Source organism: Acinetobacter endophylla (assembly GCF_053543775.1).
The window spans coordinates 1-24,388 of sequence record NZ_JBLVOM010000238.1 but is presented as its reverse complement, the minus strand read 5'-3'; the positions used below and the strand labels follow the sequence as shown (position 1 = coordinate 24,388).

Genomic DNA, 24,388 nt, shown 5'->3' with positions numbered 1-24,388 from the left:
CTGTGAGGGCAGGTAAGTTTCCCTGTCTTGGGGAGTGATGCAGGGAGAAAAGAAAATCTGCCAGAAGATCAGCGAGTAGATCTTCTAGCTTAAAGAAAAGTAACTTGAGATGTAGGGCTATTATCTATCTAAAGGATAAAGCTTTACGCTTGGCGTATTGTCTGAAAACAAACCGAATAAGCCTTGTAGCCAAGTAAAGAATTTCTGAAACAGGTTGGCTTCTTCAATTTCGACATGATCTTCAATTTGAATGGTGCGAATCAACTGATTATTCTGATAAACCTGAATAGTCGCCAAAGGCATCATGGTCGCCAAAGGTGCAATGAGTTCAGATGCTTTCACTTCAACATTGATATGAGTTTGCGTTTCCTGTAAAGGCTCGATACTTTTTAAAACGCCATCACCTGTATTCAGCATGACACGCTGTTGGGTTTGATCAAACTGGTTCAGGTCAATACTGTAGCCCTGATCATATAAAGAAGTGGTAATGATCTGCGGTTGCTTGGTTTGCACCTTAAACATTTTTAAGGTGGATTTGATCACAGGCAATTCAGCCAGTAGCTGTTGATCTTTGATCGCTACTTCATTGCGGGTATAGGTATAAGCGAGATTCATCAGCTTATGTGATACATCAGCGCGTTTTGCGGCACTTTTAGTACCCAGCACCACCACAATCAGACGGCGATTTGGCATTTCAAAATCTGCGGTGACGCGATTGGCGGTTAGTGCCAGATTATAGCCCGCTGCACGGGTAAAACCGGTTTTTAAACCATCTACTGTAGGATCGACCTGAAGCACACGGTTGGTCGCACGATGAAAATGCTGATTGTAGGTAAAGCTTGGCTGTTTGGAATAATACAGATAATCCGGGGTTTCATTCACCACCGCCATAGACAGTCTGGCCAAATCGGCGGCAGTCGAATAATGCTCAGGCATGGTAATACCGGCCGGATTCTGGAAATTGGTATGCTGCATGCCCAGCGCTTTGGCTTCCTGATTCATACGTTCAACAAACTGCGGAATACCACCCGAAATTTTCTCAGCCAGCGTGACTGCGGCATCATTAGCAGACATGATAATTAAGCCCGCCAGAAGCTGATCGACTGAAATTAGATCACCTTCTTTCAGGTACATCTGTGACTCATCCCACATCACGGTTTTCACCACAGAGGTCGCGGTTAAAACTTCATTTTTATTTAATTTTCCGGCCTCAATTTCCTTTAAGGCAATATAAGCCACCATCATTTTGGTCAGCGAAGCCGGAGCACGCTGAACGTCGGCATTGTGCTCTGCAATGACTTGACCAGACTGTGAATCCAGAATGCTCCAGGCTTCAGCTTCAACGCTTTCAGGCACAATATTGAGTAGGGCAGCATGTGAAAATGCAGAAATAAATAAACTGAAAACCGCAATCAGTGAGATGATGTATTTCAATGGTGTTCCTTGATAACCCGGCGGGTGTTGAACGATTTAATTTTCACGCATGCTATGCCTTTTTTATACAGATAGCTAGTCGTAAATGTAGACAAATAAGACAGCTAAACCATACTGGCTTAAAAAATGCTAAGCTAAGCTATATCTCATTTATTTTAATTTTATATCGTTCATTATGTTGCATTATCAAATTGAATTTGACGATTATCGTCAGCATCTTATTCACGTGACTGTTCGTTTTCTTGCGGACCCGACTCAAGTCTTGTCATTACCGACCTGGATTCCGGGAAGCTATCTGATTCGAGAGTTTTCCAAGCACATTGAAGCGGTCAAAGCCTATGATGAAGATGGGCGCCAGTTACAGATCCAGAAATTTGAAAAGAACAAATGGCGTTTATTCAATACCGATCATGAGCTGATTACGGTGGAATATGATGTGTATGCCTATGATCTGTCCGTTCGTGGTGCATATGTGGATCAAAATCGTCTCTATGTGAATCCCGCTTGTGCATGTTTAGGGCTAGAAGGTCAGGAAAATAAAGAAATTGAACTGGAAATCTTCCTGCCAGATGAATTAAAGCATTTTCAGCTGGCAACCGGCCTGCAAGCCAAAAGTCTGGTCAAAGGCCGTTTCACCCTGAAAGCCAAAAACTATGCCGAATTGATTGATGCGCCATTTGAGCTAGCAGAACAAACCCGTTTCAGTTTTGAAGCAAATGGCATTCCACATGAATTTGTGGTCTCAGGTAAACATGCCATGAATGCCGCGCGTATGCAGCAGGACATTGAAAAAATCTGTGCCACAGAAATTTCAATGTTTGGTTCGGCGCCGTTTACAGACTATACCTTTATGACCATGGCAACCGGTAATAGCTATGGTGGTCTGGAGCATCCGAACTCGACTAGCCTGATTTCACCACGTGATGACTTGCCTAAGGCCAATGAACCTGAAGAACCTTCAAAAGATTATCAGCGTTTCCTCGGCTTATGTAGCCATGAATATTTCCATTCCTGGTTGGTGAAATTTATTCGCCCTGAAAACTTTGTTAACTATGATTTAAACAGAGAAGGCTATACCTCTCTGTTATGGATCTTTGAAGGTTTTACCTCTTATTACGATGATTTGATTTTGCTGCGCAGTGGCGTGATTAATCAGGAATCGTATATTGCTTTGTTAAAAGCACAGATTGACCGTTATTTGCAAAATCCGGGGCGTGCGATTCAGTCAGTGTCTGAATCCAGTTTTGATGCCTGGGTGAAATTCTATCGTCAGGATGAAAACTCGAATAATGCGGGTACCAGCTATTACAACAAAGGCTGTTTAGTTGCTTTGTGCTTAGACTTAGGTTTGCGTTTACGCGGTTCAAGTCTGGATGCCGTGATGCGCCGTTTGTATGAAAATGCCCAGAAGGGTGTTCAGGTGCATGAGCGGACAATCTTTGAATTGTGTAAAGAACTGACAGGAGATGATTGGTCAGAACAGATCAATCACTTGATCAATACCACAGACGAATTACCATTGGATCAGCTTTTCCCTGAGTTTGGTATGGCTTATAGCCTGAAAAATGACAAGTCTTTGCCATTCGGTTTAAAACTGGCAGATAAGCCGGAAGGTGTGCTGGTTCAATCTGCGCGTCGTGAGGGTGCTGCTGTGCTCGCTGGCCTTTCTGCCAATGATGTCATTATTGCAATTGATGGTTTAAAGGCAACGACTAAGCTTGTTGAAAGCTATGCAAAACAGCAAGGTACTTTTACAGTGTATGCATTCCGTCGTGATGAGTTGATGACCTTCGACGTTCAAGCCGCGGGTTCTGAGCTGACTGAAGTTGAACTGAAAGTGGAAGATCCGGCTAAAGCCGAGAAATGGCTTAAAGCTTAAATCTACAAGTGTTTGTCATTCAATAAAAACCGGTGCTTCGTCACCGGTTTTTTATTGTATTAAACTTTGAGAAAACATTATTTAATAATCAGTCGTGATGTGCCACGGAATTCCGCTACGATTTGATTATGTTGATTCATTACCTGAATATCATAAATGCCACTACGGCCACTGCTGGCTTTGTGTTCTGCTACAGCAGTCAGTGTGTCGCCAAGCAAGCCCGGTTTTAAATAATGAATACCGCAATGTTGACCGACTGCCGGATGTTCACTGGTATTGCAGGCAATTGCAAAAGCTGCATCTGCCAGTGCGAAAATCACGGCACCGTTACAGGTCTGATGACCCTGTAAATGCTGTTCAGTCACCTTTAATTCGATCTTTGCATAATTGTGGTTATAAGAAACCAGATGAGCACCAAGATGTTGAATTAACCGGTCCTGATTAAACATCTGGCTGACTTGCTGATCCATTGCACAACTCCTTTTTAGATACTTTTTATTTTAAAATAAAAATTATATGAATCATAAATAGCATTGCAGAATCAGAATGACAAGTGGGAGGGGTTAGAAATCTTGTTTGCACACATAAGAAAAAGCAGGTAAAACCAATATTCAGGTATGGGTTTTTATTGGATAAAATGAAATTATATAAATATAGATATGGTTCAAAACGTGATTTGGAAGCTTTACAGAACAATTATTTTTATGCTCCACATTCGACACAGCTGAATGATCCATCTGAGAATCTATTCAGTGAAAAAGACATTCATAAAGTATTTGAGCTGTTTCATAATATATTTAGTTTTTCGACTTCTGATATTAGGAAAGAATTTGATCAACTATGTCAAAAAGTTAGGAAGGAGGTTGGGATTTACTCTCTAAGTCGAATTCAAAAGGACGAATTGCTTTGGGCATATTATGCCGATTCGCATACAGGATTCTGTATTGAATATGATTTTGAAAAGCTTGATGAACTGAGATCTATAAGTGCTGCGTTTGAGATTGATTATGCTGAACAAAGACCAGAATTGAAGTTTGATCATGTATTCAAAAATGGAGCGACAGCTGTGGAAAAATTATTGCGAGTTACAACAGGGACTAAATCTATAAAATGGCGACACGAAGAAGAGTACAGGATTTGTATCGAACCTTTTGGTAGATTTAACTATGATTATAGGGCAGTGAAAGCAATCTACTTCGGAATGAGGATGCCTAAATCAAAAATTGATCTCGTAAAAAACAATAACAAATTGCCGGATTCTTATGCAAAAGTATGCCAACAGCAAGTCATGGAAGTATTGAAAGGAAGAGGTATTAAGTATTATCAAATGAAATTAAAAGAGGATAGTTATGAGTTTGATTGTTATGAGATAGCAGATATTTATCAAAATTCTCAAAAATACAAAGACAAAGTTCATCTAATTCCAAAGAATTTGATTGACTATAATGACTATGGTCGAGGGGTTGAAAGAGGTTATTTTGATAAGGTTGCAGAAATCATTAGTAAAGAACCATATTTTTATGAGCTAAATAGTATCCATATCTCTAAGGAAGAATCGATTAAGAAAAATCAGCCTGTTATCTTCGCAGGATTTTCTTATGAAAAGAATAATTTACGCCAAATTAAAAGATATTTCACTTTGGATGAAGTCAATGAAAAATATAGCCTCTTGAATATTCGTTAAAATTTTGTGAAAACATGCCCTACATTTTAATTCCCCCGATACGTCGAATACCCATAAGAACTTAACAGCAGTGGAATATGGTAGTGCTCTAAAGCACCATCAATCACAAAAACCACCGGTACTTCAGGGAAGAACGTCCGTTGATTATTGGCCTTAAACCAATCACCCGTTTTAAACGTTACTTTATAAACGCCTTTTTGTAACGCGGTGTCTTTAGGATAAAATTCTTTAATACGGCCATTACTGTCTGTCTTGGCTTCATTGAGCTTGACCCATTTCTCACCTTGTTGAGCTTCTAGGGTGACCGTGACATTAGCAGAGGGTAGGCCAGTTTCTTGATTAAGTACATGCACACTCAGCGGATTGGCAAAGCTAAAAGTTGAGAGGGACGTCGCAGCTAAAGCGAAAATTATTTTTTTCATGAGACTCACATTAAAATGAATACTTTAATTAATTCTAATAGATTGAAAAATAAAAAAATATTTAAGTTATGTAATAAAAAAAGCCCACCGAAGTGAGCTTGATTGAATCTATTCAAACTTAGCCACGACCGCGGCCGCGACCACGTGGTGCTTTGGTATTTGGACGAGTTGTGCCATTGGTCTTACGACGCGGCTTTTCACTTTCATCCATTTGCCAGATACGTTTAGTGCCAGACTTTTTCACAGAACCATCTTTGTTCTTGCGAACCATTGGCTTACCGCCCGTACCACCCGGCTTTTTCACATAAGAGCGTGAACGGTATGGTTCTTCCGCAGGAACATTCTGGAAGTCTGGATAAAGTAATGGTTCAATTTCTCTGGTTTCACCCGGTTGCAATCCCATACGAACCAAATCAATCTCACCAATTTTGGTACGGATCAAACGCAGTGTAGGGAAGCCGACAGCAGATGTCATACGACGAACCTGACGGTTACGACCTTCACAGATTGAAATCTCAACCCAAGACGTCGGAACAGAGGCACGGAAACGTACAGGAGGATTACGCTCCCACAACCATTCCGGTTCAGACACTTTTTCAGCACGTGCAGGAAGCGTCATGCCATCTTTCAGTTCAACGCCTTTACGAAGCTGTTCAAGTGCTTCTTCGGTCACATCACCTTCCACTTGCACCATATAAGTTTTAAACTTTTTATTGGCAGGATTGGTGATATATTGGTTGAGACCACCGTGATCGGTGAGGAAAACCAGACCTTCTGAGTCCATGTCCAAACGGCCAGCAAGACGTAAATCTTTGTCGTTGACAAAATCAGCCATGGTTGGGTGCTTTTCATCCGCACGGAATTGGGAGAGGACGTCATAAGGTTTGTTTAGAATGACGATTTTCATAGGAAATAACTTCTATAATTACATTAATTTAAAAAATGTAGAGGTTTATTTAAAAGGGAAATTTAGTTATTTCCCGTATAAATCTCAAAAACAACAAATCTGGATTAGAATATTATGCGTTAAGAACAGTTGAAAGTATTGCCTAATCGGCAATTATTTTAGATTTGTCAGCGGCATCCGGGAGAATACTAATAATGGGATATCAAAAAATCGTAGTACCTGTGGATGGTACCAAAATTACCGTTAATGCAGACCTGTCACTCAACGTACCAAATAATCCAATTATCCCATTTATCGAAGGGGATGGAATCGGTGCAGATATTACACCAACAATGCGAACTGTGGTAGATGCTGCTGTGCAAAAAGCATACGCCGGGAAGCGTTCCATCGAATGGATGGAAGTCTACTGCGGTGAAAAAGCTGACAAAATTTACGGCACCTATATGCCTGAAGAAACTCTCGAAGCACTGCGCGATTATGTGATATCGATTAAAGGTCCACTGACCACGCCAGTCGGTGGTGGTATTCGTTCCTTGAATGTGGCTTTACGTCAGGAACTGGATTTATATGTCTGTGTACGTCCGGTGCGCTGGTTTGAAGGGGTACCTTCGCCAGTACATAATCCGGAACTGACCGACATGGTGATTTTCCGTGAGAATTCAGAAGATATTTATGCCGGTATTGAATGGAAAGCAGATTCTCCGGAAGCGAAAAAAGTTATCAAGTTTCTGAAAGAAGAAATGGGTGTAACCAACATCCGCTTTGAAGACAATTGTGGAATCGGAATCAAACCTGTCTCCAAAGAAGGTAGCCAGCGTCTGGTGCGTAAAGCGATTCAGTTCGCCATCGAAAATGACAAGCCGAGTGTGACCTTGGTGCACAAAGGCAATATCATGAAATACACCGAAGGAGCATTTAAAGAGTGGGGCTATGAGGTCGCATTGGAACGTTTCGGCGGTGAGCTTTTAGATGGTGGTCCGTGGGTTAAAATCAAAAATCCAAGAACAGGCAAAGACATTATTATTAAAGATGTCATTGCCGATGCCTTCTTGCAGCAAATTTTGATGCGCCCGGCGGATTATTCTGTGATTGCGACACTTAACTTAAATGGTGACTATATTTCTGATGCGCTGGCTGCGGAAGTTGGGGGGATCGGGATTGCACCGGGTGCCAATATTGGTGGTTCGATTGCAGTCTATGAAGCAACCCACGGTACAGCACCTAAATATGCTGGACAAGATAAAGTAAATCCAGGTTCGATTATTCTGTCAGCAGAAATGATGCTGCGTGATATGGGATGGACAGAAGCTGCCGACCTGATCATCAAGGGGATTTCGGGTGCGATTGCGGCAAAAACGGTGACCTATGATTTCGAGCGTTTGATGCCAGGTGCGACCTTGCTACGTTGTTCTGAGTTTGGTGAAGCGATCATTGCTAATATGGAAGCCTAAAATTGCGATGCAATTTATGAGTTAAAGCCCGCAGTAATTGCGGGCTTTTTTATAGTTTTATTTTCAGGCAAAGTCTGAACAGATAAGAGCTAAACGTTAAAATAAGTATCAGGCTGCAAGATCATGTAAGAAGTGTAATGAGCCTAGAAATGATTCGTTCTAAGCTGAATGACTTAGTAAAGACTGTATTACATTGACGTATTTGGATACAGCTCAGCGATTGGCTTATTTTGTATAAACGTTACAGTGATGAATGGAACTTCCAGTGATATAGAGACGTTTCTCCAAAGGAGTAAATCATGGCTAAAGCTAAAGCGAGACATAAGCAGGTCCAACAAAAAGACAAGCAGGACAATGCTCAGAATGAAGAGCAGCAACAGCAACAGCAACAACCATCGAAACCATCTCGTGCTAAAAAACGTAGATAATCTCCTATCCACCTGAAATAACAAAACCCTCATTTGAGGGTTTTGTTATTTGAAGGCTAATATAAAATCATCACTAAAAATAACAGGATTGTGACTTTAAATTAGGCGGTTGTGATTAAGATAAAAGTCATCTATTTAATTTAATGCGAATATTGGTGAAATTTCTTCGGATTATAAGTTTACTGTTATCTATAGGTTTTTTACTAACTGCCTGTCAGCCACCGCCTTCAGGTGAAGCAGCCGGTTGGAAAAGCCCTTATCTATATTGGCAATTACAGAGAACCAAGTTAGAAGCTCTGCTACAGATTCCGGTTGAAGGCGTCAGAGTTGGCCAAATTAATGATACTTGGGGAGCAGCGCGTAGTGCAGGTCGTAAACACGAAGGGACGGATATTTTTGCCAAACGTGGTACGCCAGTATTTAGCGCGACCCAAGGGATTGTGCGTATGATTGGCACTAATAATCTGGGTGGAAAAATTATCTGGGTGACTGGCCCCAATATGAGTCAGCATTATTATGCACATCTGGATGATTATGCAGCGGATATTCAGGAAGGCGACTGGGTCGAAGCAGGTGAAGTCATCGCTTATGTGGGTAATACGGGCAATGCTAAAAATACCCCACCGCATTTACATTATGGGATTTATCTGGGTGGGCAAGGAGCAACCAATCCTTATCCTTATTTAGTTCCTTCTCCATGAGTAGACACTGGCTGAGTTTGTTGTTCAGGCTTGAGTCTGGCAGGACGTGTACACCAGAACAATTGCAATGTTCCTAATAAAAGAACCAATGTGGCCAGTATGAACTGTTGATGATAGCTCAATCCAAAATATTGCAGCGCACTAAAGCTGAGTCCACCGATCAGCTGAATCGAGGCAAAACACAAGGTAGCAATACTCCAGAGCTTTTTATAAGCCAGTCCATACAGTTGCAAAATGGTATAGGAGGTCAGGAAGACCACAGCCGGATTTAGCATCCCAGTGAAAAAGGAAGAGTTAAAAGTGAGCAATGGACTGGCATCTAGAGTCGCAATAAAAATAGCCATAATATAAAGACTATAAAGAATTTTCAGGGCAGCAAAATTACCCCATTTTCTGGCCAGTGCATAAGCACTCAAGGCGCCTAAAGCACTACCTAGTCCATACAGAATCCAGTTGAAATTAATCCAGAACAAGCTCAATCCCAACTGCTGGCTTAAATAATCAATCCAGAAGAGTGAATGTGGTATATAGGCGAAAGCACTACAGGCGTAAACCGTCAATAAACTATAAAAGACGCTATTCAAAGATAGAGTAGAGATAACCGAAGGGGCTTGTGCGGACAAATACGGCTTAAATTTCTGAATCAGTAAACTTAAAACGATACAGATAAGCAAAGCAAAACCACATAAGATTAGCCAGGCCGTCTGTATGGAAATTTGATCCAGATAAGGCAGAAACAGGGTCGCAATTAAAACGCCTAGTCCAATTCCGCTAAAACCAATAAAGTTGATTTTAAGACGGTCTTGAAGTTCACAGCACTGTGCAACCACACTCGGCGATAAGATCATCATCAGTCCACCGCTGATCCCGGAAATAATCCGCCAAGCGATATACCATACTTCAGAAAAACCAGAAAATGCACAGCACATCAGGCTGAGCATACCGGCAAAGGCTGAAATTTGAATATAGGTACTCATGCTGCGGTCTTGAGGCAGACGCATGGCCGTAAATGCACCGATTAAATAACCCAGCAAATTGGCACTGCCCAAGAGGCTGGCAAAATCTGTACTCCAGCCAAAGGCTTCTCGTGTGCCAGGTAACAGTGCAGTATAAGAAAAACGAAGAATGCCAATGCCCAAGCACATACTAAGACAAAGAAAAAGGCTGAGCTTCATTGTGTTTGAGGACATCCGTGCACTCATAGAATTTTATATTTGGTTAAAAAATAACATGAATCTTCATGATTGAGGGGAAATTGCCTGAGAAGAAACCATTGAGTGCAGAAATTTGCTCAAAGAAACCGGTATGATTTTTAAAATTTCATCAGTCAAAAGCCTGAATTTTTTCAGAGAAATAAAAAACCGCGTCTCAACGCGGTTTTTTATATTGTCTATTTCAAGAATTAACGCATCTTGGCCAGGAAACGGCCAACACGGGTAATGGCTTCACGCAGTTCATTTTCAGCCGGCAGGAATACTACACGGAAATGATCCGGTGTCGGCCAGTTAAAGCCTGTACCTTGTACCAAAAGTACTTTCTCTGCACGTAACAAATCCAGCATCAGTTTTTCATCGTCCTGAATTGGATACACATTCGGATCCAGTTTCGGGAAACAGTACATTGCACCTTCAGGCTTGACACAAGATACACCTGGAATCTCGTTCAGCATTTCCCAGGCAATATTGCGCTGTTCATATAAACGCCCACCTGGGCGAATTAGGTCATTAATCGACTGATAACCGCCCAGTGCAGTCTGAATCGCATATTGTGCCTGATGGTTGGCACACAGACGCATCGACGCCAGCATATCCAGACCTTCGATATAATCTGCTGCACGTGCTTTATCGCCGGTAATTGCCATCCAGCCGGAACGGAAACCAGCAATACGATAGGCTTTAGATAAACCGTTAAATGAGACACATAGCTGATCGCCAGCCAGAGCTGCTACCGCAACATGCTCAATCCCATCGTAAATAATTTTGTCGTAGATTTCATCAGCAAATAAAATCAGGTCATATTTCTTGGCCAAGTCGACGATTTGTTGCAACACATGACGTGGATAAACCGAACCGGTCGGGTTATTCGGGTTAATAATCACAATACCACGGGTATTTGGCGTGATTTTGCTTTCCATATCAGCAATATCTGGATACCAGTGATTTTCTTCATCACATTTATAGTGAATCGCTGTACCGCCAGATAGATTCACTGCCGCAGTCCAGAGTGGATAATCTGGCATTGGAATCAGCATTTCATCGTCATCATCCAGCAGACCCTGCATGGCCATAACAATCAGTTCAGATACACCATTGCCGATATAGACGTCATTAACGTGCATATCCAGAATGCCTTTTTGCTGATAATACTGACAGATCGCCTTACGCGCCGGGAAAATCCCTTTGGAATCCGTATAGCCAATCGCATTCGGCAGGTTTAAAGCCACATCGTTGATGATTTCCTGCGGCGCTTCAAAACCGAATGGGGCAGGATTGCCAATATTTAATTTTATAATTTTGTGACCGGCTTCTTCCATCTCGATGGCCGCTCGTAACACAGGTCCGCGAATGTCGTAGCACACATGCTCGAGCTTAGATGATTTCTTGATCTCGCGTGGGGTTTGGAAAGTGTTCGGCATTTTGATGTTCTCGGAAGGAGTGGAGGTCACTTTTGCATAACGATATAAATAACTTTTAAATGTCTCAGTTGTGACTAGATCGAGATTATGTTCATCTCGAAGTAGTGCAACAATTTTTTCATGCGTAAATCCAAGCTGCTGATATTGTTTGATCACAGGCAGCAGATTTTTAAAAATTACGCTCTTTTTTTGCGACATTTTTTAATCCTGAGCAAATTTAGAGCTAAGAATACCATTAAATTTGCTCACTAAAAAACATTTAATGTAAAAATTGCTTACTTTTATTTTTACATTTGCTTCCTTTTTGCTTTTTTGAGCATTATATGTCTTTTGTAAAATGTTGAATAAAGACTAGAATTTTTAAAATGAATCACGTAAATATAGGATTATCCTATTTTAAATAGCAAGATAAAAAGGTATGTGATCATGGGAAAACTCAATAAATCAGACCGGGAATGGCAAAGAGAGTTATCACCTGAGGAGTTTCGCATTACGCGCGAGAAGGGAACCGAGCCGGCATTTACTGGAAAATACTGGAATACCAAGCAAGATGGCACCTATGTATGCCGTTGCTGCGGCACGCCACTGTTCTCGTCTGAGACCAAGTATGACAGCGGCTGTGGCTGGCCAAGTTTCTACCGTCCTGTCAGCAGTTCAGTGGTAGAAGAATTACCTGATACTTCACACGGAATGGTCAGAACTGAGATTGTTTGTCATCATTGTGACGCACACTTAGGGCATGTTTTCCCGGATGGCCCAGAACCGACCGGTTTGCGTTATTGTGTCAACTCGGCTTCTTTGGACTTAGAAACACAAGAAAAAAATGATGAGGAAACCTATCCATGACTAACATTTATCAGTTTGAAGCTGAATTGTTAGATGGCAAAAGCAAGCCACTTGCAGATTATGAAGGCAAGGTACTTTTGATCGTCAATACAGCGAGTAAGTGTGGTTTTACCCCACAATTTTCAGGATTAGAAAAACTTTACGAAAAATATAAAGATCAAGGTCTGGAAATTTTGGGATTTCCATGCAATCAGTTTGGTGGTCAAGATCCAGGTTCCAATGAACAGATTGGTGAATTTTGCCAGAAGAATTACGGGGTATCTTTCCCGATGTTTTCCAAGGTGGATGTCAAAGGCCCTGAAGCGCACGCCATTTTTCGCTATTTGACTAACAATTCCAAAGGTATTTTAGGCAATGGAATTAAATGGAATTTTACCAAGTTTCTGATTGGCCGTGATGGCAAGGTATTGAACCGTTTTGCTCCGACCACCAAGCCTGAAGATCTTGAAGATGAAATTGCCAAAGTCTTGTAAGAATCAGCGTCATCTTCTCAGTATGTGATAAAAATAGAGCTCATCTAATGTTAATTAAAAAACCCACTTATCTAAAGTGGGTTTTTAGTCATGATTAAAACTTAGAGGATGGTTTTCAGACGTCGAATAACCTCTTCACATTGCGCCAGATCGGCTACGAGTGCCAGACGTACATGATTTTCACCCGGATTACCTTGTTCGGTATCGCGGGATAAATAACGACCCGGAAGAACTTTAATATGTGCTTCTTCCATCAAATGTTTGGCAAAGGCTTCATCATTGTCGACTTTTAACCAGTAATAGAAACCTGCATCCGGTTTTTTGAGTGGCAGCAGATGACCGAGTTCTTTCTGGAATAAATCAAACTTGGCACGGTATTGCACCCGGTTTTCTTCCACATGTGCTTCATCATCCCAGGCAGCAATTGAAGCTAACTGGTGCTGAACCGGCATCGCTGCGCCGTGGTAAGTACGGTACTGCAAATAAGGTTTTAACAGGCTGGCATCACCGGCAACAAAACCTGAACGCATGCCCGGAAGGTTAGAGCGCTTAGACAGTGAATGGAACACCATACAGTTTTTATAGTCATCCCGGCCAATTTCAGCACAAACTTCCAGTAAACCTACGGGTGCTTGGTCAAACCACAGTTCCGAATAGCATTCGTCTGAAGCAATCACAAAGTTGTATTGATCCGACAGGGCAATCAGTTTTTTGAACTGTTCTTTGGATAGCACTGCACCTGTTGGATTGCCCGGGGTGCAGACAAATAGCAATGCCGTTTTTTCCCAGACTTCCGCCGGAACCGCATCAAAATCACCAAGGTAGTTATTTTCCTCAGTACAGTTGATGAAATAAGGTTTGGCGCCTGCGAGCAGTGTTGCACCTTCATAAATCTGATAAAACGGATTCGGCATCACCACATAAGGTGCCTCTTCACGATTTACCAAAGCCTGTACAAACGAGAAAATCGCTTCACGCGTACCAGAAACAGGCAGGATATTGCTGTCTGCACTGATGCTATTTAGCTTAAAACGGCGCGTCAGCCATTGAGCAATACTTTCGCGTAGCTCAGGCAAGCCTTTACTGTTTGGATAGGTCGATAAATGTTTAAAGTTATCAATAATCGCTTGTTTCACAAACTCCGGTGCAGGATGCTTTGGTTCACCAATCGACAGGGGAATTAAGGGCATATTTGCAGGCTGGATATCCGCAAAAAGCTGATTTAACTTTTCAAACGGATAAGGGTGCAGTAGAGACAAGCTAGAGTTCATGAATAAGTAACCGCGTTTTAATGTGAGTGTTGACTACAAACCTGATGAGAGGCTTCATCCAGTGCAGTTTTAAGTGCAGCTGCAAATTCAGCAGATTCTTCAGGTGTCATAGGGTTGCCATCTTTTTTGGTAACAAAAAATATGTCTTCGGCACGTTCGCCAAGTGTAGCAATTTTGGCAGAGTGGATATCCAGGCCTTGCATCATAAATAAACCACCGATTTTGGCAAGTAAACCAGGATGATCGAGAGTAGCGATTTCGACCATATTTTGATTCAAGGCAGGATTGATACTAATATCGACTGTATTTTCAATATCGAAATGACGTAATTGACGCGGAATCCGGCGCTGCATCAGGCCCGGATATTCATCAGAATGACTCAAGGCATCTTTCAGAGCTTCAATCACTGTGGCTTCGCGTTCCGGATCGGTCAATAAGGTACCAAAACGGTCCAGTACTACATAGGTATCCAGACTGAAGGCTTTAGTCGCTGTAATAATCCGTGCGTCTTGTACATCCAGATTCATACGATCCAGAATAGCCACGGTGGTGGCAAACAGGTTGGGTTGATCCTGCGTATAAATAAAGATCTGTACCGCATCCTGCGCATATTTACGGTGCGCCCGCATCAGCACCAGTGGGGCAGGATTATCGCCGTGTTGTAAAATGGCACGGGTATGCCAGGCAATTTCATCTGCTGTTTCTTTGAGGAAATAGTCATCACCAAGTTCCTGCCAGACTTTTTCTACCTCATCCAGTGAGAAGTCCTGAACCAGAAGTTCACTGGCTGCAAATTTAGTATCTTCAATCAGCATTTGATAATCAACCGGACGGCCCAGACCAGAACGGATTACGTCACGTGCCTGAGTATATAGTTGACGCATCAGCGAAGCGCGCCAGGTATTCCACAGCTTCGGATTGGTGGCGTTAATATCGGCAACTGTCAGGGTGTATAAATAATCCAGATGTTCCATATCACCCATTTTTTCGGCGAATTCTTTGACCACATCCGGATCGGAGATATCTTTTTTCTGGGCGGTGACAGACATCACCAGATGATTCTGGATCAGCCAAGCCACCAGATTGCTTTCGCGTTCAGTAAAGCCATGGCTACGGCAGAATTTAATCGCATCGCTGGCACCGAGTTCACTGTGGTCACCGCCACGACCTTTAGCAATATCATGGAAAATTGCTGCCAGATAGACGATGTCACGACGGGTCAGACGCTGAAACACTGAACTGACCACTGGAAATTCCTTGGCAAATTCAGGTTCTTTAAAGCGGTTTAAGTTCCGCAGTAGCAATAAGGTATGCGCATCGACCGTATAGATATGGAACAGGTCATATTGCATCAGTCCCAGAATCTGTCCAAAGGCCGGGATGTAATTTCCAAGCACACCATAACGCTTCATCGCGACCATAGTATCGTAGAGTCGATGCGGTGAACGGATAATCGCCATAAATAGCGCCTGATGCACCGGATTATCACGAAAATCCTGATCAATGCGTTTTCCAGCCAGGGTCAGCAGGCGTAAAGTACGCGCACGAATACCTTCGATCTCAGGACGATTGGCTAGTAAATAGAAAATTTCCAGAATTGCGTTTGGATTTTCCGAGAAAATCTTGTGATGCTGCACAGCCAGTTTGCCATCGACCAGTTTAAAGTTCTGGTTGATTTCTTCGATCTGGCGTTCATATTGCGGTAAACGTGGCGTAATGACCGATTCATTAAAATAGGCCAGCAGCATTTCGTTCAGCGTAGACACTTGCTGTGCACTGCGATAATAGCGCTTCATGAACTGTTCAATTGGGTAGTTCGGATGATGCGCCTCTTCACGTACATAGCCAAATTTGGCAGCAATATCACGCTGATAATCGAACAATAAGCGGTTTTCATCGCGCTTGGTCAGGCGGTGCAGGTGATGACGGATTTCCCAGAGGAAACTTTCGGCTTCCTCAAGCACACCGAGTTCAAATTCTGAAATAAAACCGAGATGTACCAGATCATAAATGCGATTGACGCGGAAATGCCGTTTGGCAATCCAGCCAATCTGGTTGATATCACGGATGCCACCCGGCGCATTTTTAATATCCGGTTCCAGATTGCTTTCGGTATTGTTGTGCTGAGCATAGCGTTTATGCTGCTCATCCATCTTGGCATCAAAAAAAGTTTTGTCAGTCCAGGTACGTGACACGATACGACGTGGCCATCTACACAGGTTTTCATTGCCAATAATCAGGCGGGCTTCGATCAGGGTGGTGGCGACGGTCAGATCACTGCTGGCCTGATTGACACATTCATTGATGGTGCGGACACTGATACCGGGTTTGAAATTCCCCACGTCCCAAAGCGATGAAATGAATGTAGAAATCAGTTGTTCCTGTTCCGGGTTAATCTCGTCTTCTGACAAGATCATGATGTCGACATCAGAATAAGGCAGCATTTCACGACGGCCATAGCCTCCGACTGCAAACAGGGCCAAATCAGTTTGATCCAGTTCGGCATGCTGCCAGAGAAACTGCAATGCTTCATCAATCAGGTTGGAACGCGCCAGAATAATATCCCGAATCGACTGGCCATTTTCAAAACTTTCCTGAAGCTGATTTTCGACATCACTGCGCCATTGATTGATGGCTTTAATGTCATGGTTGCTTTTAGCGTAATTCAGCAGTGGATGGGTGTTGATCATGTACAGTCGTCCGTTGGTATTTCAGCTTAGTTTTGGTTGACGCTAACTTGGTTGGCGACCTGGAGGGCCAGTTCACGTGCCTGTTCAATAGTTTCTGCACGTGCCGTGGCAACGCCCATACGACGACGTTTAAAACCTTCTGGTTTGCCAAACAGGCGCAAATCGGTATTGCCGTCTGCTAAAGCAAGATTCAGGCCAGAAAATGAAAGATTACGGCCATCTACTCCAGCATAAATTACCGCACTGGCAGCCACACTATGTCGTGCAGTATTCACCGGCAAGCCTAAAATAGCACGTGCATGCAGCTCAAATTCACTTTGAAATTGGGAGGCTAAAGTCACCAGTCCAGTATCGTGTGGACGTGGGGAAACCTCACTAAACCATACTTTGTCGCCTTTTACAAAGAGTTCCACTCCAAAGATTCCGCAGCCACCAAGTGCTGTAGTGGCCTTGTTGGCAATGCGCTTGGATTCTTCCAGCGCGGCTGGAGTCATCGGTTGAGGCTGCCAGCTTTCCACATAATCACCTGAGTCCTGACGATGTCCGATCGGGTCGCAATAAGACGTTTCGATTTCGCCGGTTTCTGGATTTTTTGCACGAACAGTCAATAAGGTAATTTCAAAATCAAAGTCAATTTGTGATTCTACAATCACAGTACCCTGATTGACCCGGCCACCGGTTTGCGCATATTCCCAGGCAGCATCGACTTCATCAAAACGGGTAACACGAGACTGACCTTTGCCTGAAGATGACATCACCGGTTTCACAAAGTTTGGATAGCCGACATCGTCACAGGCCGCGCGGAAGGATTCTAAACTGTCGGCAAAACGGTAAGCTGAAGTTGGCAGACCGAGTTCTTCCGCAGCCAGACGACGAATACCTTCACGGTTCATGGTCAGATTGACGGCTTTAGCAGAAGGAATGACTGTAGCAATGTTCTGGGCTTCTATTTCAAGCAGAACTTCGGTCGCAATCGCTTCAATTTCAGGAACAATTAAATGTGGCTGGATTTGATTGATGAGTTGTTTGAGTTCTACAGCATCTGCCATATTCAAGGTATAGGAATAATGCGCAACCTGCATGGCAGGGGCATGATCATAACGGTCAGCAGCATGAACTTCGACTCCAAGGCGTTGTAGTGAAATCACCACTTCCTTGCCCAGTTCACCAGAACCCAATAATAGAACTTTATAGGCAGAAGATTGAAGGGGAGTACCAATAGTCACGCTCATGTGGATCATCCATGCTTGATTTTATGGACTTTTAGCATAGCAGAACTGAGCCGACAGTTAAGCCAAGATTCATACAAAATTGTGATATTGACCAACAGTTTTATTTATAAAGTTTTTCTAGATTTTAATAAGGAGGCGCTGTCATTTTCACATCGCTGTCAGACTGCGTTTGCAGAAGATAAATCTCGCTTTGAGACTTGAGCTTTTCTATTTGTGCAACTTGTTCAGTATTGATATTTAGCATCTTTAACAGACGTAATGTACGAACATGCAGGAAATACGCATAGGGCAATACAAAAGGCAGTACCAAGCACAGCAAAAATAACAGTAGCCCAAAAACTGTGAATTGAATGCAGTCTCGCAAGATGGTGGTGAGCTGGAACTGATCTGCTGAAAAGGCGGTAGCTGAAAAAAGAATAAAAAGGAGCGCAAATAAACCAGCAAAAATTTTTAGAGTATTCGGCAGGACACGATGTCTGAAGCTCCATTTACCCAAAATCAATGTCAAAGGATGAAGATGCAGCACGTATTGGCTCTGATTAAGCATAGCAATAATTTGATGGGTGCTATTCTTTTTAATATAAACCACCCGAACTTGATCTGCTGGTTGAGCATGTATTTCGACAAAATGTTCGGTAAAATTTTGAGCATTGATAAAACATTCAAAATATTGTGCCGGCACTTCATGTCGATGGAATACGGTTAACATTTCATCGCGCCGATGATGAATAAAGATTTTGCCTTCAATCACCTGTTTGACCTCAAACATGCGCATCCTTCCTTGTTTTTATTGTTATATAAAAAAGACCTATACTATGAGTTTAGCATAAGTCTTTGTTTCGATTGATCAACGAGTTAAAGCTTAAAAGGGTACTGGAACATAGGTGTAAACCAGACCATAGGTGAGCGCTGCGGTCAGTGTCGCCATCACAATACGTTTAAACTTAAAGTACAAAACCGTGAGCACAATAAAGCCAACCAGCATCGCAAAACTTTTATTCGGCGTTTCTAATAAAGGTGGCAGGGTAGCAACTACCAACATGGAGCTGATCGCAGCGATGCCAATTGAACCCAAGGCAATTTTTAGCCACAACGCTCCGCGTTTTTGCGAACCTTGCTGAAATTTCTGAATGACAAAAAAAGGACCAAAGCGTGAGGCAAAATTGGCGATTCCGACTAAAATCCCGACCAGAATAATCTCTAGATTCATGCTTGATCTCCTGCGTGTTCAGGATCTGGCTGTTTCAAAATATAGTGCTTGAACAGGCCTGCGAAAATACCAGAACTTATACCGATAAAAATCGCGGCAGACAGGTCGATAAAATAACAGGCAATCGCAGACACCAGAATCGTGACAGCTACCACAAAAGTATGTTTTTTCTCAAAGGCAGCCAACAAGAAACTCAGGAACAGCGCAGGTAACAAGAAATCCAGCGCTGCCTGCAAGAACTGTGGCAAGTTGCTGACTTGATCAGCAAACAATCCACCGAGGAAAGATCCGAGCGCCCAAGACATCCAGCTAAACAGACTTAAACCCAGCATCCAGGATTCTGACCATTCCTGTCGCCGTTGCGAGAGTTTGATCATACCGGAGGCAAAGACTTCATCGGTCAGACCCCAAGACCAGATTGCCGTTTTTTTTAAATTGAGCCGGTCTTGAATCAGATTTTGTAACGCAGGGCCATAGAGCAGATGACGAATGTCCAAGGCAATCACGGTCAATGCTGTCATCCAGATAGATGTACCACTGCCTAAGAGCGCAACTACCAGGAACTGGCTGGCACCTGCATACATCGAACAGGACAGGAACAGTGCTTCCCAGGCGGTAAAGCCAAACTGAGTAGCTGACACACCAAAAGCAAACGACACCGGTAAATAAGTGAAGATAATCGCTTGGCTATCTTTTGCACCTTGCCAGAAGCCAGCAGGTTGCGTAGCGAGTTGATTCGGTTCAGACACGACACACCTTGAAGGAGAGTTGAACGATGGGTCAAATGAAGATTGTGTATTCTACGTGAATTTAATAGCATAGTGCCGAAATGTTTAAATTGGCGAGCCTGATATGTGGATGTTCAAGACACGTACGATGCTGACTGCTGCTTTAATAGGCACGGTAATATTGTTACAAGCGTGTGGGAATGACAGTCAATCGACTGATAAGCCAGAAATTAAACCGGCACCTAAACTGACTAATGATGCGACGACTTATGCCAATGCCGCATGGCAACTGATCAATGAAGTGGATCCTCTGGTCTATAATAAAGAAGTGGATCAGCTGGAAACACAGGTACGTCAACCAGCACGTAAATTGAGTACAGACTGGCGTATTAATGTCAAAATGACTGATTCGGTAACCGAAGGCAAATATGCCCTGTGTCGTAAAGCCTTGACCAGTCTGGAAATCTGGGCGCGGACGACCATGGAAAATGGTAATAGTCTGCAACAAAAACAGGCGGATTATGAGCGGGATAAACTGCAATGCCAGAATGCCATTGCCCATCCTGCACTCGGAAATACTGATCCTAAGCAAAAAGGTACTGCAATTGCCAATATGCAATAAACCTTTGCCCATTTAAATGTACCTATAAAAAGCCAGTCATTTAGACTGGCTTTTTTAGCAAAATAAACTTTAAAAATAGGGCATCCACACATGTTCTAATAAAAGCACCATGACACCGCAGATCAGCAGGGTGCTGCCAATCATGCGTTGAATCAGCATACGTGTAGACATGACTGATCTCCTCAAAGATTTAAAGTGCGTTTAACGCTTCCAGATAACGACGATTTACTTCTTTCCAGTTCACGACATTGAAAAAAGCTGAGATATATTCCGGACGACGGTTTTGATATTGTAAATAATAGGCATGTTCCCAAACATCCAGACCTAAAAGGGGAATATTGCCATGCATCAGTGGAGAATCCTGATTGGCGCTACTTTCTACAATAAGCGTTTGATCTGGCGCCATACTTAACCAGGCCCACCCACTACCAAAACGGCTAAGCCCTGCTTGGGTAAACGCTTCTTTAAATGCCTCGAATCCTCCTAATTCATGTTCGATTGCCTTGGCAATTTCAGCTTCGGGATGACCACCGCCGTCTGGACTCATCACTGTCCAGAACAGGGAATGATTGGCATGTCCACCAGCATTGTTGATCACGTTCTGTCTGAGTTGCTCGGGCACTTCATTGAATTTGCTAATTAAGGCTTCGACTGATAAATCTTCCCATTCTGTACCCGCGATTCCTGCATTGATATTATTGATATAAGTTTGATGATGCTTGCTATGATGAATTTCCATAGTCTTGCTATCGATATGAGGCTCTAGCGCATCATAAGCATAAGGCAGTACAGGCAAGGTGTAGCTCATTGGCAGGATTCCTTGGGGAGAATGGAGTTAGGTTATTTTTCATTAGATTTAAGGTACACTCTAATTTAATATTCATATATGAGAATAGTTATCATTATTGTTAATATATGTTGATCTTATGCGCTTCCAGAAAGCCTGTTATACGTGTGAATCCTCTTTTTATAAGCAATAAAAAAGCCCCAAGAAGGGGCTTTTTTTAACAGCAATGACTTAAACGTTAAAACGGAAGTGTAAAACATCGCCATCCTGAACGATGTAAGTTTTACCTTCTAGACGCCATTTGCCTGCTTCTTTCGCACCGGCTTCGCCGTTGTACTGCACGAAATCATCATAAGCGATACATTCTGCACGGATAAAGCCTTTTTCAAAGTCGGTATGAATCACGCCTGCTGCCTGTGGTGCAGTTGCGCCAACTTTTACGGTCCAGGCACGAACTTCTTGTACACCCGCGGTGAAGTAAGTTTGTAGGCCAAGCAGTGAATAACCTGCACGAATGACCACGTTTAAACCCGGTTCTTCCATGCCCATTGCTTCAAGGAATTCAGCACGGTCTTCATCTTCAAGCAATGAAATTTCAGCTTCAATCTGGTTGCAAAGTGGAACCACAATTGCATTTTCTTCAGCGGCTAATTTTCTGACTGCATCTAAATGCGGGTTGTTTTCAAAACCGTCTTCAGCAACGTTGGCAATATACATCGTTGGTTTAAGCGTCATTAAACCAAAGCCACGTACCAGCTTGCGTTCGTCATCATCTAGGTCCGCTGCGCGAGCCGGTTTACCTTCATCCAGTAAAGGCTGGATTTTTTCCAGAACTGCTTTAGTAGCTAGCGCTTCTTTGTCGCCACCCTTAGCAGATTTAGTCAAACGCGTAATCGCTTTGGCTACAGCATCCAAGTCTGCAAGCGCAAGTTCGGTATTAATCGTAGCGATGTCATCCAGTGGATCAATACGACCATTCACATGAATCACGTTTTCATCTTCAAAACAACGCACAACGTGAGCAATTGCATCAGTTTCACGAATGTTGGCCAGGAACTGGTTACCCAAGCCTTCACCCTTAGAAGCACCTGCTACCAGACCTGCGATGTCTACAAACTCCATAGAAGTCGGAATAACACGTTGCGGTTTAACAATTGCAGTCAATTTGTCTAAACGTGGATCAGGAACAGGTACAATTCCGGTGTTTGGTTCGATCGTACAGAAAGGGAAGTTTTCTGCAGCAATAGCAGCTTTGGTTAAGGCATTGAAAAGTGTAGATTTACCAACGTTCGGCAAGCCGACAATACCGCAATTAAAACCCATGAAATAACTCACAAAAGCGTTATATAAAAATTGCCCCCGATTTTACATGAAAGCATGACTAAAGTCAGGTCATGTGCTTGTGGTTTATTGCAATCAAATGCTTCTGGCGACCTAAAATGACTCGCTGAGCTTTCCAGGATGTATCGTGAGTCCACCAGCCATAAAGGAATAATCAGCCAGTATTTTACTTTTGAATAAAAATCACATTGTTTTTCTAAAAGTGAGTGACTAAAGTATCTGAATAAAACAGCGGCCTACACGCCCTGATCCAATAACGATAAACATGGAGCATACATGCGAACTTTATACCAGTTTCCTTTATCTCACTTTTGCGAAAAAGCACGTTGGATGCTGGACCATAAAGAGCTGTACTATGTTGCTCACAATCTGATACCCGGGGTACACCGCGCTTTTGCCCGCCTGAAAACAGGTCAGAATCGTCTGCCTATTTTGCGTGATCAGGATCGATGGATCGCAGATTCCACCCAGATTGCTCTGTATCTGGATGATACTTATCCAGAACATCGTTTACTGCGCGCGGAAGGATATTTTCGAAATAAAGCTTTAGAAATTAATGAAATTACTTTGGAATTGGGTCGTCATGTCCGTCGCTGGATGCTCTCTCAAGCACTGACTTCTGATCATGAATCTCTGGATATTCTAATTGGTGAGCAGGGCTATCTGCGCCAGTTTGAAAAATTTTCTAAACCTTTATTGAAAGCGATGGTGGCCAAGGGGTATGCATTGAATGAGGAAACCGTGGCGGAATCTAAACAACACATCGATGTTGCGGTACAACAGCTCAATCAGATGCTGGTCAGCCAAGGTGGGCATTATTTTGTCGGAAATCGTTTAGGTCTGGCGGATATTGCAGTCTGTTCCATGTTGGCACCGCTTCTGGCGATTCCAGGTACGCCATGGGAAAAAGAAAATTTTGAAACCTTGTCCGAAGAATATCGCGACTATCAGCAGTATTTGAATGAGCTTCCACTGGGTGAATATATTTGCCGTATTTACCGAACCGAACGTAATGCCCGGGTAGACTGGCGTGGTGTATAAGTTTAAATGCCAATCCAAGAATTAAAAAACGCGCATGAAGCGCGTTTTTTTGATGAGATTATGATTAACCCCAAGGATTAGTCTGGTCGATATCAATATTTTTAGTAAAATTATTGAGGAGTGAACCAAAATCAAATCCGGATGAAGAACCGCCACTGCCAATATTCTGAATCGTATCTTTGATGCCAGGCAGGAGAGCAGACAGATCAATATTGGAATCAGTCGCGCCCACACCTTGCATAAGATCACCGAGGTCAGGCAATTCAATCGAAGAGCCACTACCCACCAACTGACCAACACCTTCGGCAATACTGCCTAAGTCAAAGCCGTTTGAAGCAGAGGAAATACCTTCGATCATACCACCCAGATCCAGATCGCTACCGAGATTCAGATTACCCAATAACCCACCTAAGTCTATGCCATTTGAACCATTCGCGATTAGACCGCTCAGTAAGTCAGTGAAGCCACCGACATCAAAACCACCCGTTGCATTTCCGCCTACAAAGCCGCTAATTAAATCGGTAATAGCACCAAGATCAAAATCACTGCCTGCATTACCGCCAATCAGGTTGCCGACCAGTCCTGCGATGGCACCGATATCTACAC

Annotated in this window: 23 protein-coding genes and 1 pseudogene; 9 read left to right on the top strand and 15 right to left on the bottom strand. The window is 42.9% G+C overall.

Annotated elements, in window-relative coordinates; genetic code table 11:
• Positions 1-120: 120 nt before the first annotated feature.
• Positions 121-1,434: a D-alanyl-D-alanine carboxypeptidase family protein gene (locus tag ACNPNW_RS09400; protein WP_448766930.1), complete on the bottom strand. Its 1,314-nt coding sequence runs from the start codon at positions 1,432-1,434 to the stop codon at positions 121-123.
• Between the two features lie 175 nt (positions 1,435-1,609).
• Between ACNPNW_RS09400 and ACNPNW_RS09395 the strand changes: the two genes are divergently transcribed.
• A complete protein-coding gene (locus tag ACNPNW_RS09395; RefSeq protein ID WP_448766929.1) occupies positions 1,610-3,313 on the top strand; it encodes a M61 family metallopeptidase in 1,704 nt (567 codons plus the stop codon).
• 77 nt (positions 3,314-3,390) lie between these two features.
• Here ACNPNW_RS09395 and paaI read toward each other — a convergent pair whose 3' ends face one another.
• On the bottom strand, positions 3,391-3,783 hold the full coding sequence (gene paaI / locus ACNPNW_RS09390) for a hydroxyphenylacetyl-CoA thioesterase PaaI (RefSeq protein WP_448766928.1): 393 nt from the start codon (positions 3,781-3,783) through the stop codon (positions 3,391-3,393).
• Positions 3,784-3,950: 167 nt separating this feature from the next.
• On the opposite strand from paaI, the gene ACNPNW_RS09385 reads away from it, so the two are divergent.
• Positions 3,951-4,997, top strand: coding sequence for a DUF2971 domain-containing protein (locus tag ACNPNW_RS09385; RefSeq protein WP_249449791.1), 1,047 nt, complete (start codon positions 3,951-3,953; stop codon positions 4,995-4,997).
• A 26-nt stretch (positions 4,998-5,023) separates the two neighbouring features.
• Here ACNPNW_RS09385 and uraH read toward each other — a convergent pair whose 3' ends face one another.
• Both uraH and ACNPNW_RS09375 read right to left on the bottom strand, forming a co-directional pair.
• A complete protein-coding gene (gene uraH / locus ACNPNW_RS09380) occupies positions 5,024-5,419 on the bottom strand; it encodes a hydroxyisourate hydrolase (RefSeq protein WP_253173563.1) in 396 nt (131 codons plus the stop codon).
• Between the two features lie 118 nt (positions 5,420-5,537).
• On the bottom strand, positions 5,538-6,326 hold the full coding sequence (locus tag ACNPNW_RS09375; RefSeq protein ID WP_004731551.1) for an rRNA large subunit pseudouridine synthase E: 789 nt from the start codon (positions 6,324-6,326) through the stop codon (positions 5,538-5,540).
• Positions 6,327-6,520: 194 nt separating this feature from the next.
• Here ACNPNW_RS09375 and icd point away from each other — a divergent pair, with 194 nt between their 5' ends.
• From icd to ACNPNW_RS09360, 3 genes are all read left to right on the top strand, one after another.
• Positions 6,521-7,777 (top strand): NADP-dependent isocitrate dehydrogenase, encoded by a 1,257-nt coding sequence (gene icd, locus ACNPNW_RS09370; RefSeq protein ID WP_448766927.1) that lies wholly within the window; start codon positions 6,521-6,523, stop codon positions 7,775-7,777.
• A 299-nt stretch (positions 7,778-8,076) separates the two neighbouring features.
• Positions 8,077-8,205, top strand: coding sequence for a hypothetical protein (locus tag ACNPNW_RS09365; protein ID WP_267460046.1), 129 nt, complete (start codon positions 8,077-8,079; stop codon positions 8,203-8,205).
• A 143-nt stretch (positions 8,206-8,348) separates the two neighbouring features.
• A complete protein-coding gene (locus ACNPNW_RS09360; RefSeq protein WP_448766926.1) occupies positions 8,349-8,906 on the top strand; it encodes a M23 family metallopeptidase in 558 nt (185 codons plus the stop codon).
• On the opposite strand, the gene ACNPNW_RS09355 is transcribed toward ACNPNW_RS09360, so the two are convergent.
• Together ACNPNW_RS09355 and ACNPNW_RS09350 are read right to left on the bottom strand one after the other, a co-directional pair.
• Positions 8,885-10,096, bottom strand: a complete 1,212-nt coding sequence (locus tag ACNPNW_RS09355) for a YbfB/YjiJ family MFS transporter (protein WP_448766925.1) — start codon at positions 10,094-10,096, stop codon at positions 8,885-8,887. The genes ACNPNW_RS09360 and ACNPNW_RS09355 overlap by 22 nt on opposite strands.
• Before the next feature lie 212 nt (positions 10,097-10,308).
• Positions 10,309-11,739, bottom strand: a complete 1,431-nt coding sequence (locus ACNPNW_RS09350) for a pyridoxal phosphate-dependent aminotransferase (protein ID WP_448766924.1) — start codon at positions 11,737-11,739, stop codon at positions 10,309-10,311.
• Between the two features lie 228 nt (positions 11,740-11,967).
• On the opposite strand from ACNPNW_RS09350, the gene msrB reads away from it, so the two are divergent.
• Entirely contained in the window at positions 11,968-12,387 is a 420-nt protein-coding gene (msrB, locus tag ACNPNW_RS09345; protein WP_004645533.1) for a peptide-methionine (R)-S-oxide reductase MsrB, read from the top strand.
• Positions 12,384-12,860: a glutathione peroxidase gene (locus tag ACNPNW_RS09340; RefSeq protein ID WP_004278946.1), complete on the top strand. Its 477-nt coding sequence runs from the start codon at positions 12,384-12,386 to the stop codon at positions 12,858-12,860. Before msrB ends, ACNPNW_RS09340 begins: the two co-directional genes overlap by 4 nt.
• Positions 12,861-12,961: 101 nt before the next feature.
• Here ACNPNW_RS09340 and dapC read toward each other — a convergent pair whose 3' ends face one another.
• The 6 genes from dapC to ACNPNW_RS09310 form a co-directional block, all read right to left on the bottom strand.
• Entirely contained in the window at positions 12,962-14,131 is a 1,170-nt protein-coding gene (dapC, locus tag ACNPNW_RS09335) for a succinyldiaminopimelate transaminase (protein WP_448766923.1), read from the bottom strand.
• Positions 14,132-14,148: 17 nt separating this feature from the next.
• Positions 14,149-16,821, bottom strand: coding sequence for a [protein-PII] uridylyltransferase (gene glnD / locus ACNPNW_RS09330; protein WP_448766922.1), 2,673 nt, complete (start codon positions 16,819-16,821; stop codon positions 14,149-14,151).
• A gap of 26 nt (positions 16,822-16,847) precedes the next feature.
• Positions 16,848-18,062, bottom strand: a complete 1,215-nt coding sequence (gene purT / locus ACNPNW_RS09325) for a formate-dependent phosphoribosylglycinamide formyltransferase (protein WP_448766921.1) — start codon at positions 18,060-18,062, stop codon at positions 16,848-16,850.
• 115 nt (positions 18,063-18,177) lie between these two features.
• On the bottom strand, positions 18,178-18,822 hold the full coding sequence (locus tag ACNPNW_RS09320; protein ID WP_448766920.1) for a hypothetical protein: 645 nt from the start codon (positions 18,820-18,822) through the stop codon (positions 18,178-18,180).
• Positions 18,823-18,915: 93 nt separating this feature from the next.
• Positions 18,916-19,263 (bottom strand): L-valine transporter subunit YgaH, encoded by a 348-nt coding sequence (ygaH, locus tag ACNPNW_RS09315; protein ID WP_004278941.1) that lies wholly within the window; start codon positions 19,261-19,263, stop codon positions 18,916-18,918.
• Positions 19,260-20,012 (bottom strand): AzlC family ABC transporter permease, encoded by a 753-nt coding sequence (locus tag ACNPNW_RS09310; protein ID WP_004278940.1) that lies wholly within the window; start codon positions 20,010-20,012, stop codon positions 19,260-19,262. The genes ygaH and ACNPNW_RS09310 overlap by 4 nt, the downstream gene beginning before the upstream one ends.
• A 103-nt stretch (positions 20,013-20,115) precedes the next feature.
• Between ACNPNW_RS09310 and ACNPNW_RS09305 the strand changes: the two genes are divergently transcribed.
• Positions 20,116-20,613, top strand: coding sequence for a hypothetical protein (locus ACNPNW_RS09305; RefSeq protein ID WP_191112690.1), 498 nt, complete (start codon positions 20,116-20,118; stop codon positions 20,611-20,613).
• Between the two features lie 190 nt (positions 20,614-20,803).
• On the opposite strand, the gene ACNPNW_RS09300 is transcribed toward ACNPNW_RS09305, so the two are convergent.
• Positions 20,804-21,421 carry a superoxide dismutase gene (locus ACNPNW_RS09300; protein ID WP_213687448.1) on the bottom strand — a complete coding sequence of 206 codons (618 nt, stop codon included), beginning with the start codon at positions 21,419-21,421 and terminating at the stop codon, positions 20,804-20,806.
• A gap of 210 nt (positions 21,422-21,631) precedes the next feature.
• Entirely contained in the window at positions 21,632-22,723 is a 1,092-nt protein-coding gene (gene ychF / locus ACNPNW_RS09295) for a redox-regulated ATPase YchF (protein WP_004645523.1), read from the bottom strand.
• Between the two features lie 294 nt (positions 22,724-23,017).
• On the opposite strand from ychF, the gene ACNPNW_RS09290 reads away from it, so the two are divergent.
• Complete coding sequence (locus tag ACNPNW_RS09290; protein WP_448766919.1) at positions 23,018-23,782, top strand: glutathione S-transferase family protein; 765 nt, start codon at positions 23,018-23,020, stop codon at positions 23,780-23,782.
• Positions 23,783-23,846: 64 nt separating this feature from the next.
• On the opposite strand, the pseudogene ACNPNW_RS09285 reads toward ACNPNW_RS09290, so the two are convergent.
• Positions 23,847-24,388 (bottom strand): annotated as a pseudogene (locus ACNPNW_RS09285) (hypothetical protein); the annotation flags it as partial.

What these genes read in the sequence shown, in the direction of transcription:
- ACNPNW_RS09395 (WP_448766929.1), top strand. Translation starts at nt 1,610, where the DNA reads ATGTTGCATTATCAAATTGAATTTGACGATTATCGTCAGCATCTTATT.
- paaI (WP_448766928.1), bottom strand. Translation starts at nt 3,783, where the DNA reads ATGGATCAGCAAGTCAGCCAGATGTTTAATCAGGACCGGTTAATTCAA.
- ACNPNW_RS09385 (WP_249449791.1), top strand. Translation starts at nt 3,951, where the DNA reads ATGAAATTATATAAATATAGATATGGTTCAAAACGTGATTTGGAAGCT.
- uraH (WP_253173563.1), bottom strand. Translation starts at nt 5,419, where the DNA reads ATGAAAAAAATAATTTTCGCTTTAGCTGCGACGTCCCTCTCAACTTTT.
- ACNPNW_RS09375 (WP_004731551.1), bottom strand. Translation starts at nt 6,326, where the DNA reads ATGAAAATCGTCATTCTAAACAAACCTTATGACGTCCTCTCCCAATTC.
- icd (WP_448766927.1), top strand. Translation starts at nt 6,521, where the DNA reads ATGGGATATCAAAAAATCGTAGTACCTGTGGATGGTACCAAAATTACC.
- ACNPNW_RS09365 (WP_267460046.1), top strand. Translation starts at nt 8,077, where the DNA reads ATGGCTAAAGCTAAAGCGAGACATAAGCAGGTCCAACAAAAAGACAAG.
- ACNPNW_RS09360 (WP_448766926.1), top strand. Translation starts at nt 8,349, where the DNA reads ATGCGAATATTGGTGAAATTTCTTCGGATTATAAGTTTACTGTTATCT.
- ACNPNW_RS09355 (WP_448766925.1), bottom strand. Translation starts at nt 10,096, where the DNA reads ATGTCCTCAAACACAATGAAGCTCAGCCTTTTTCTTTGTCTTAGTATG.
- ACNPNW_RS09350 (WP_448766924.1), bottom strand. Translation starts at nt 11,739, where the DNA reads ATGTCGCAAAAAAAGAGCGTAATTTTTAAAAATCTGCTGCCTGTGATC.
- msrB (WP_004645533.1), top strand. Translation starts at nt 11,968, where the DNA reads ATGGGAAAACTCAATAAATCAGACCGGGAATGGCAAAGAGAGTTATCA.
- ACNPNW_RS09340 (WP_004278946.1), top strand. Translation starts at nt 12,384, where the DNA reads ATGACTAACATTTATCAGTTTGAAGCTGAATTGTTAGATGGCAAAAGC.
- dapC (WP_448766923.1), bottom strand. Translation starts at nt 14,131, where the DNA reads ATGAACTCTAGCTTGTCTCTACTGCACCCTTATCCGTTTGAAAAGTTA.
- glnD (WP_448766922.1), bottom strand. Translation starts at nt 16,821, where the DNA reads ATGATCAACACCCATCCACTGCTGAATTACGCTAAAAGCAACCATGAC.
- purT (WP_448766921.1), bottom strand. Translation starts at nt 18,062, where the DNA reads ATGATCCACATGAGCGTGACTATTGGTACTCCCCTTCAATCTTCTGCC.
- ACNPNW_RS09320 (WP_448766920.1), bottom strand. Translation starts at nt 18,822, where the DNA reads ATGTTTGAGGTCAAACAGGTGATTGAAGGCAAAATCTTTATTCATCAT.
- ygaH (WP_004278941.1), bottom strand. Translation starts at nt 19,263, where the DNA reads ATGAATCTAGAGATTATTCTGGTCGGGATTTTAGTCGGAATCGCCAAT.
- ACNPNW_RS09305 (WP_191112690.1), top strand. Translation starts at nt 20,116, where the DNA reads ATGTGGATGTTCAAGACACGTACGATGCTGACTGCTGCTTTAATAGGC.
- ACNPNW_RS09300 (WP_213687448.1), bottom strand. Translation starts at nt 21,421, where the DNA reads ATGAGCTACACCTTGCCTGTACTGCCTTATGCTTATGATGCGCTAGAG.
- ychF (WP_004645523.1), bottom strand. Translation starts at nt 22,723, where the DNA reads ATGGGTTTTAATTGCGGTATTGTCGGCTTGCCGAACGTTGGTAAATCT.
- ACNPNW_RS09290 (WP_448766919.1), top strand. Translation starts at nt 23,018, where the DNA reads ATGCGAACTTTATACCAGTTTCCTTTATCTCACTTTTGCGAAAAAGCA.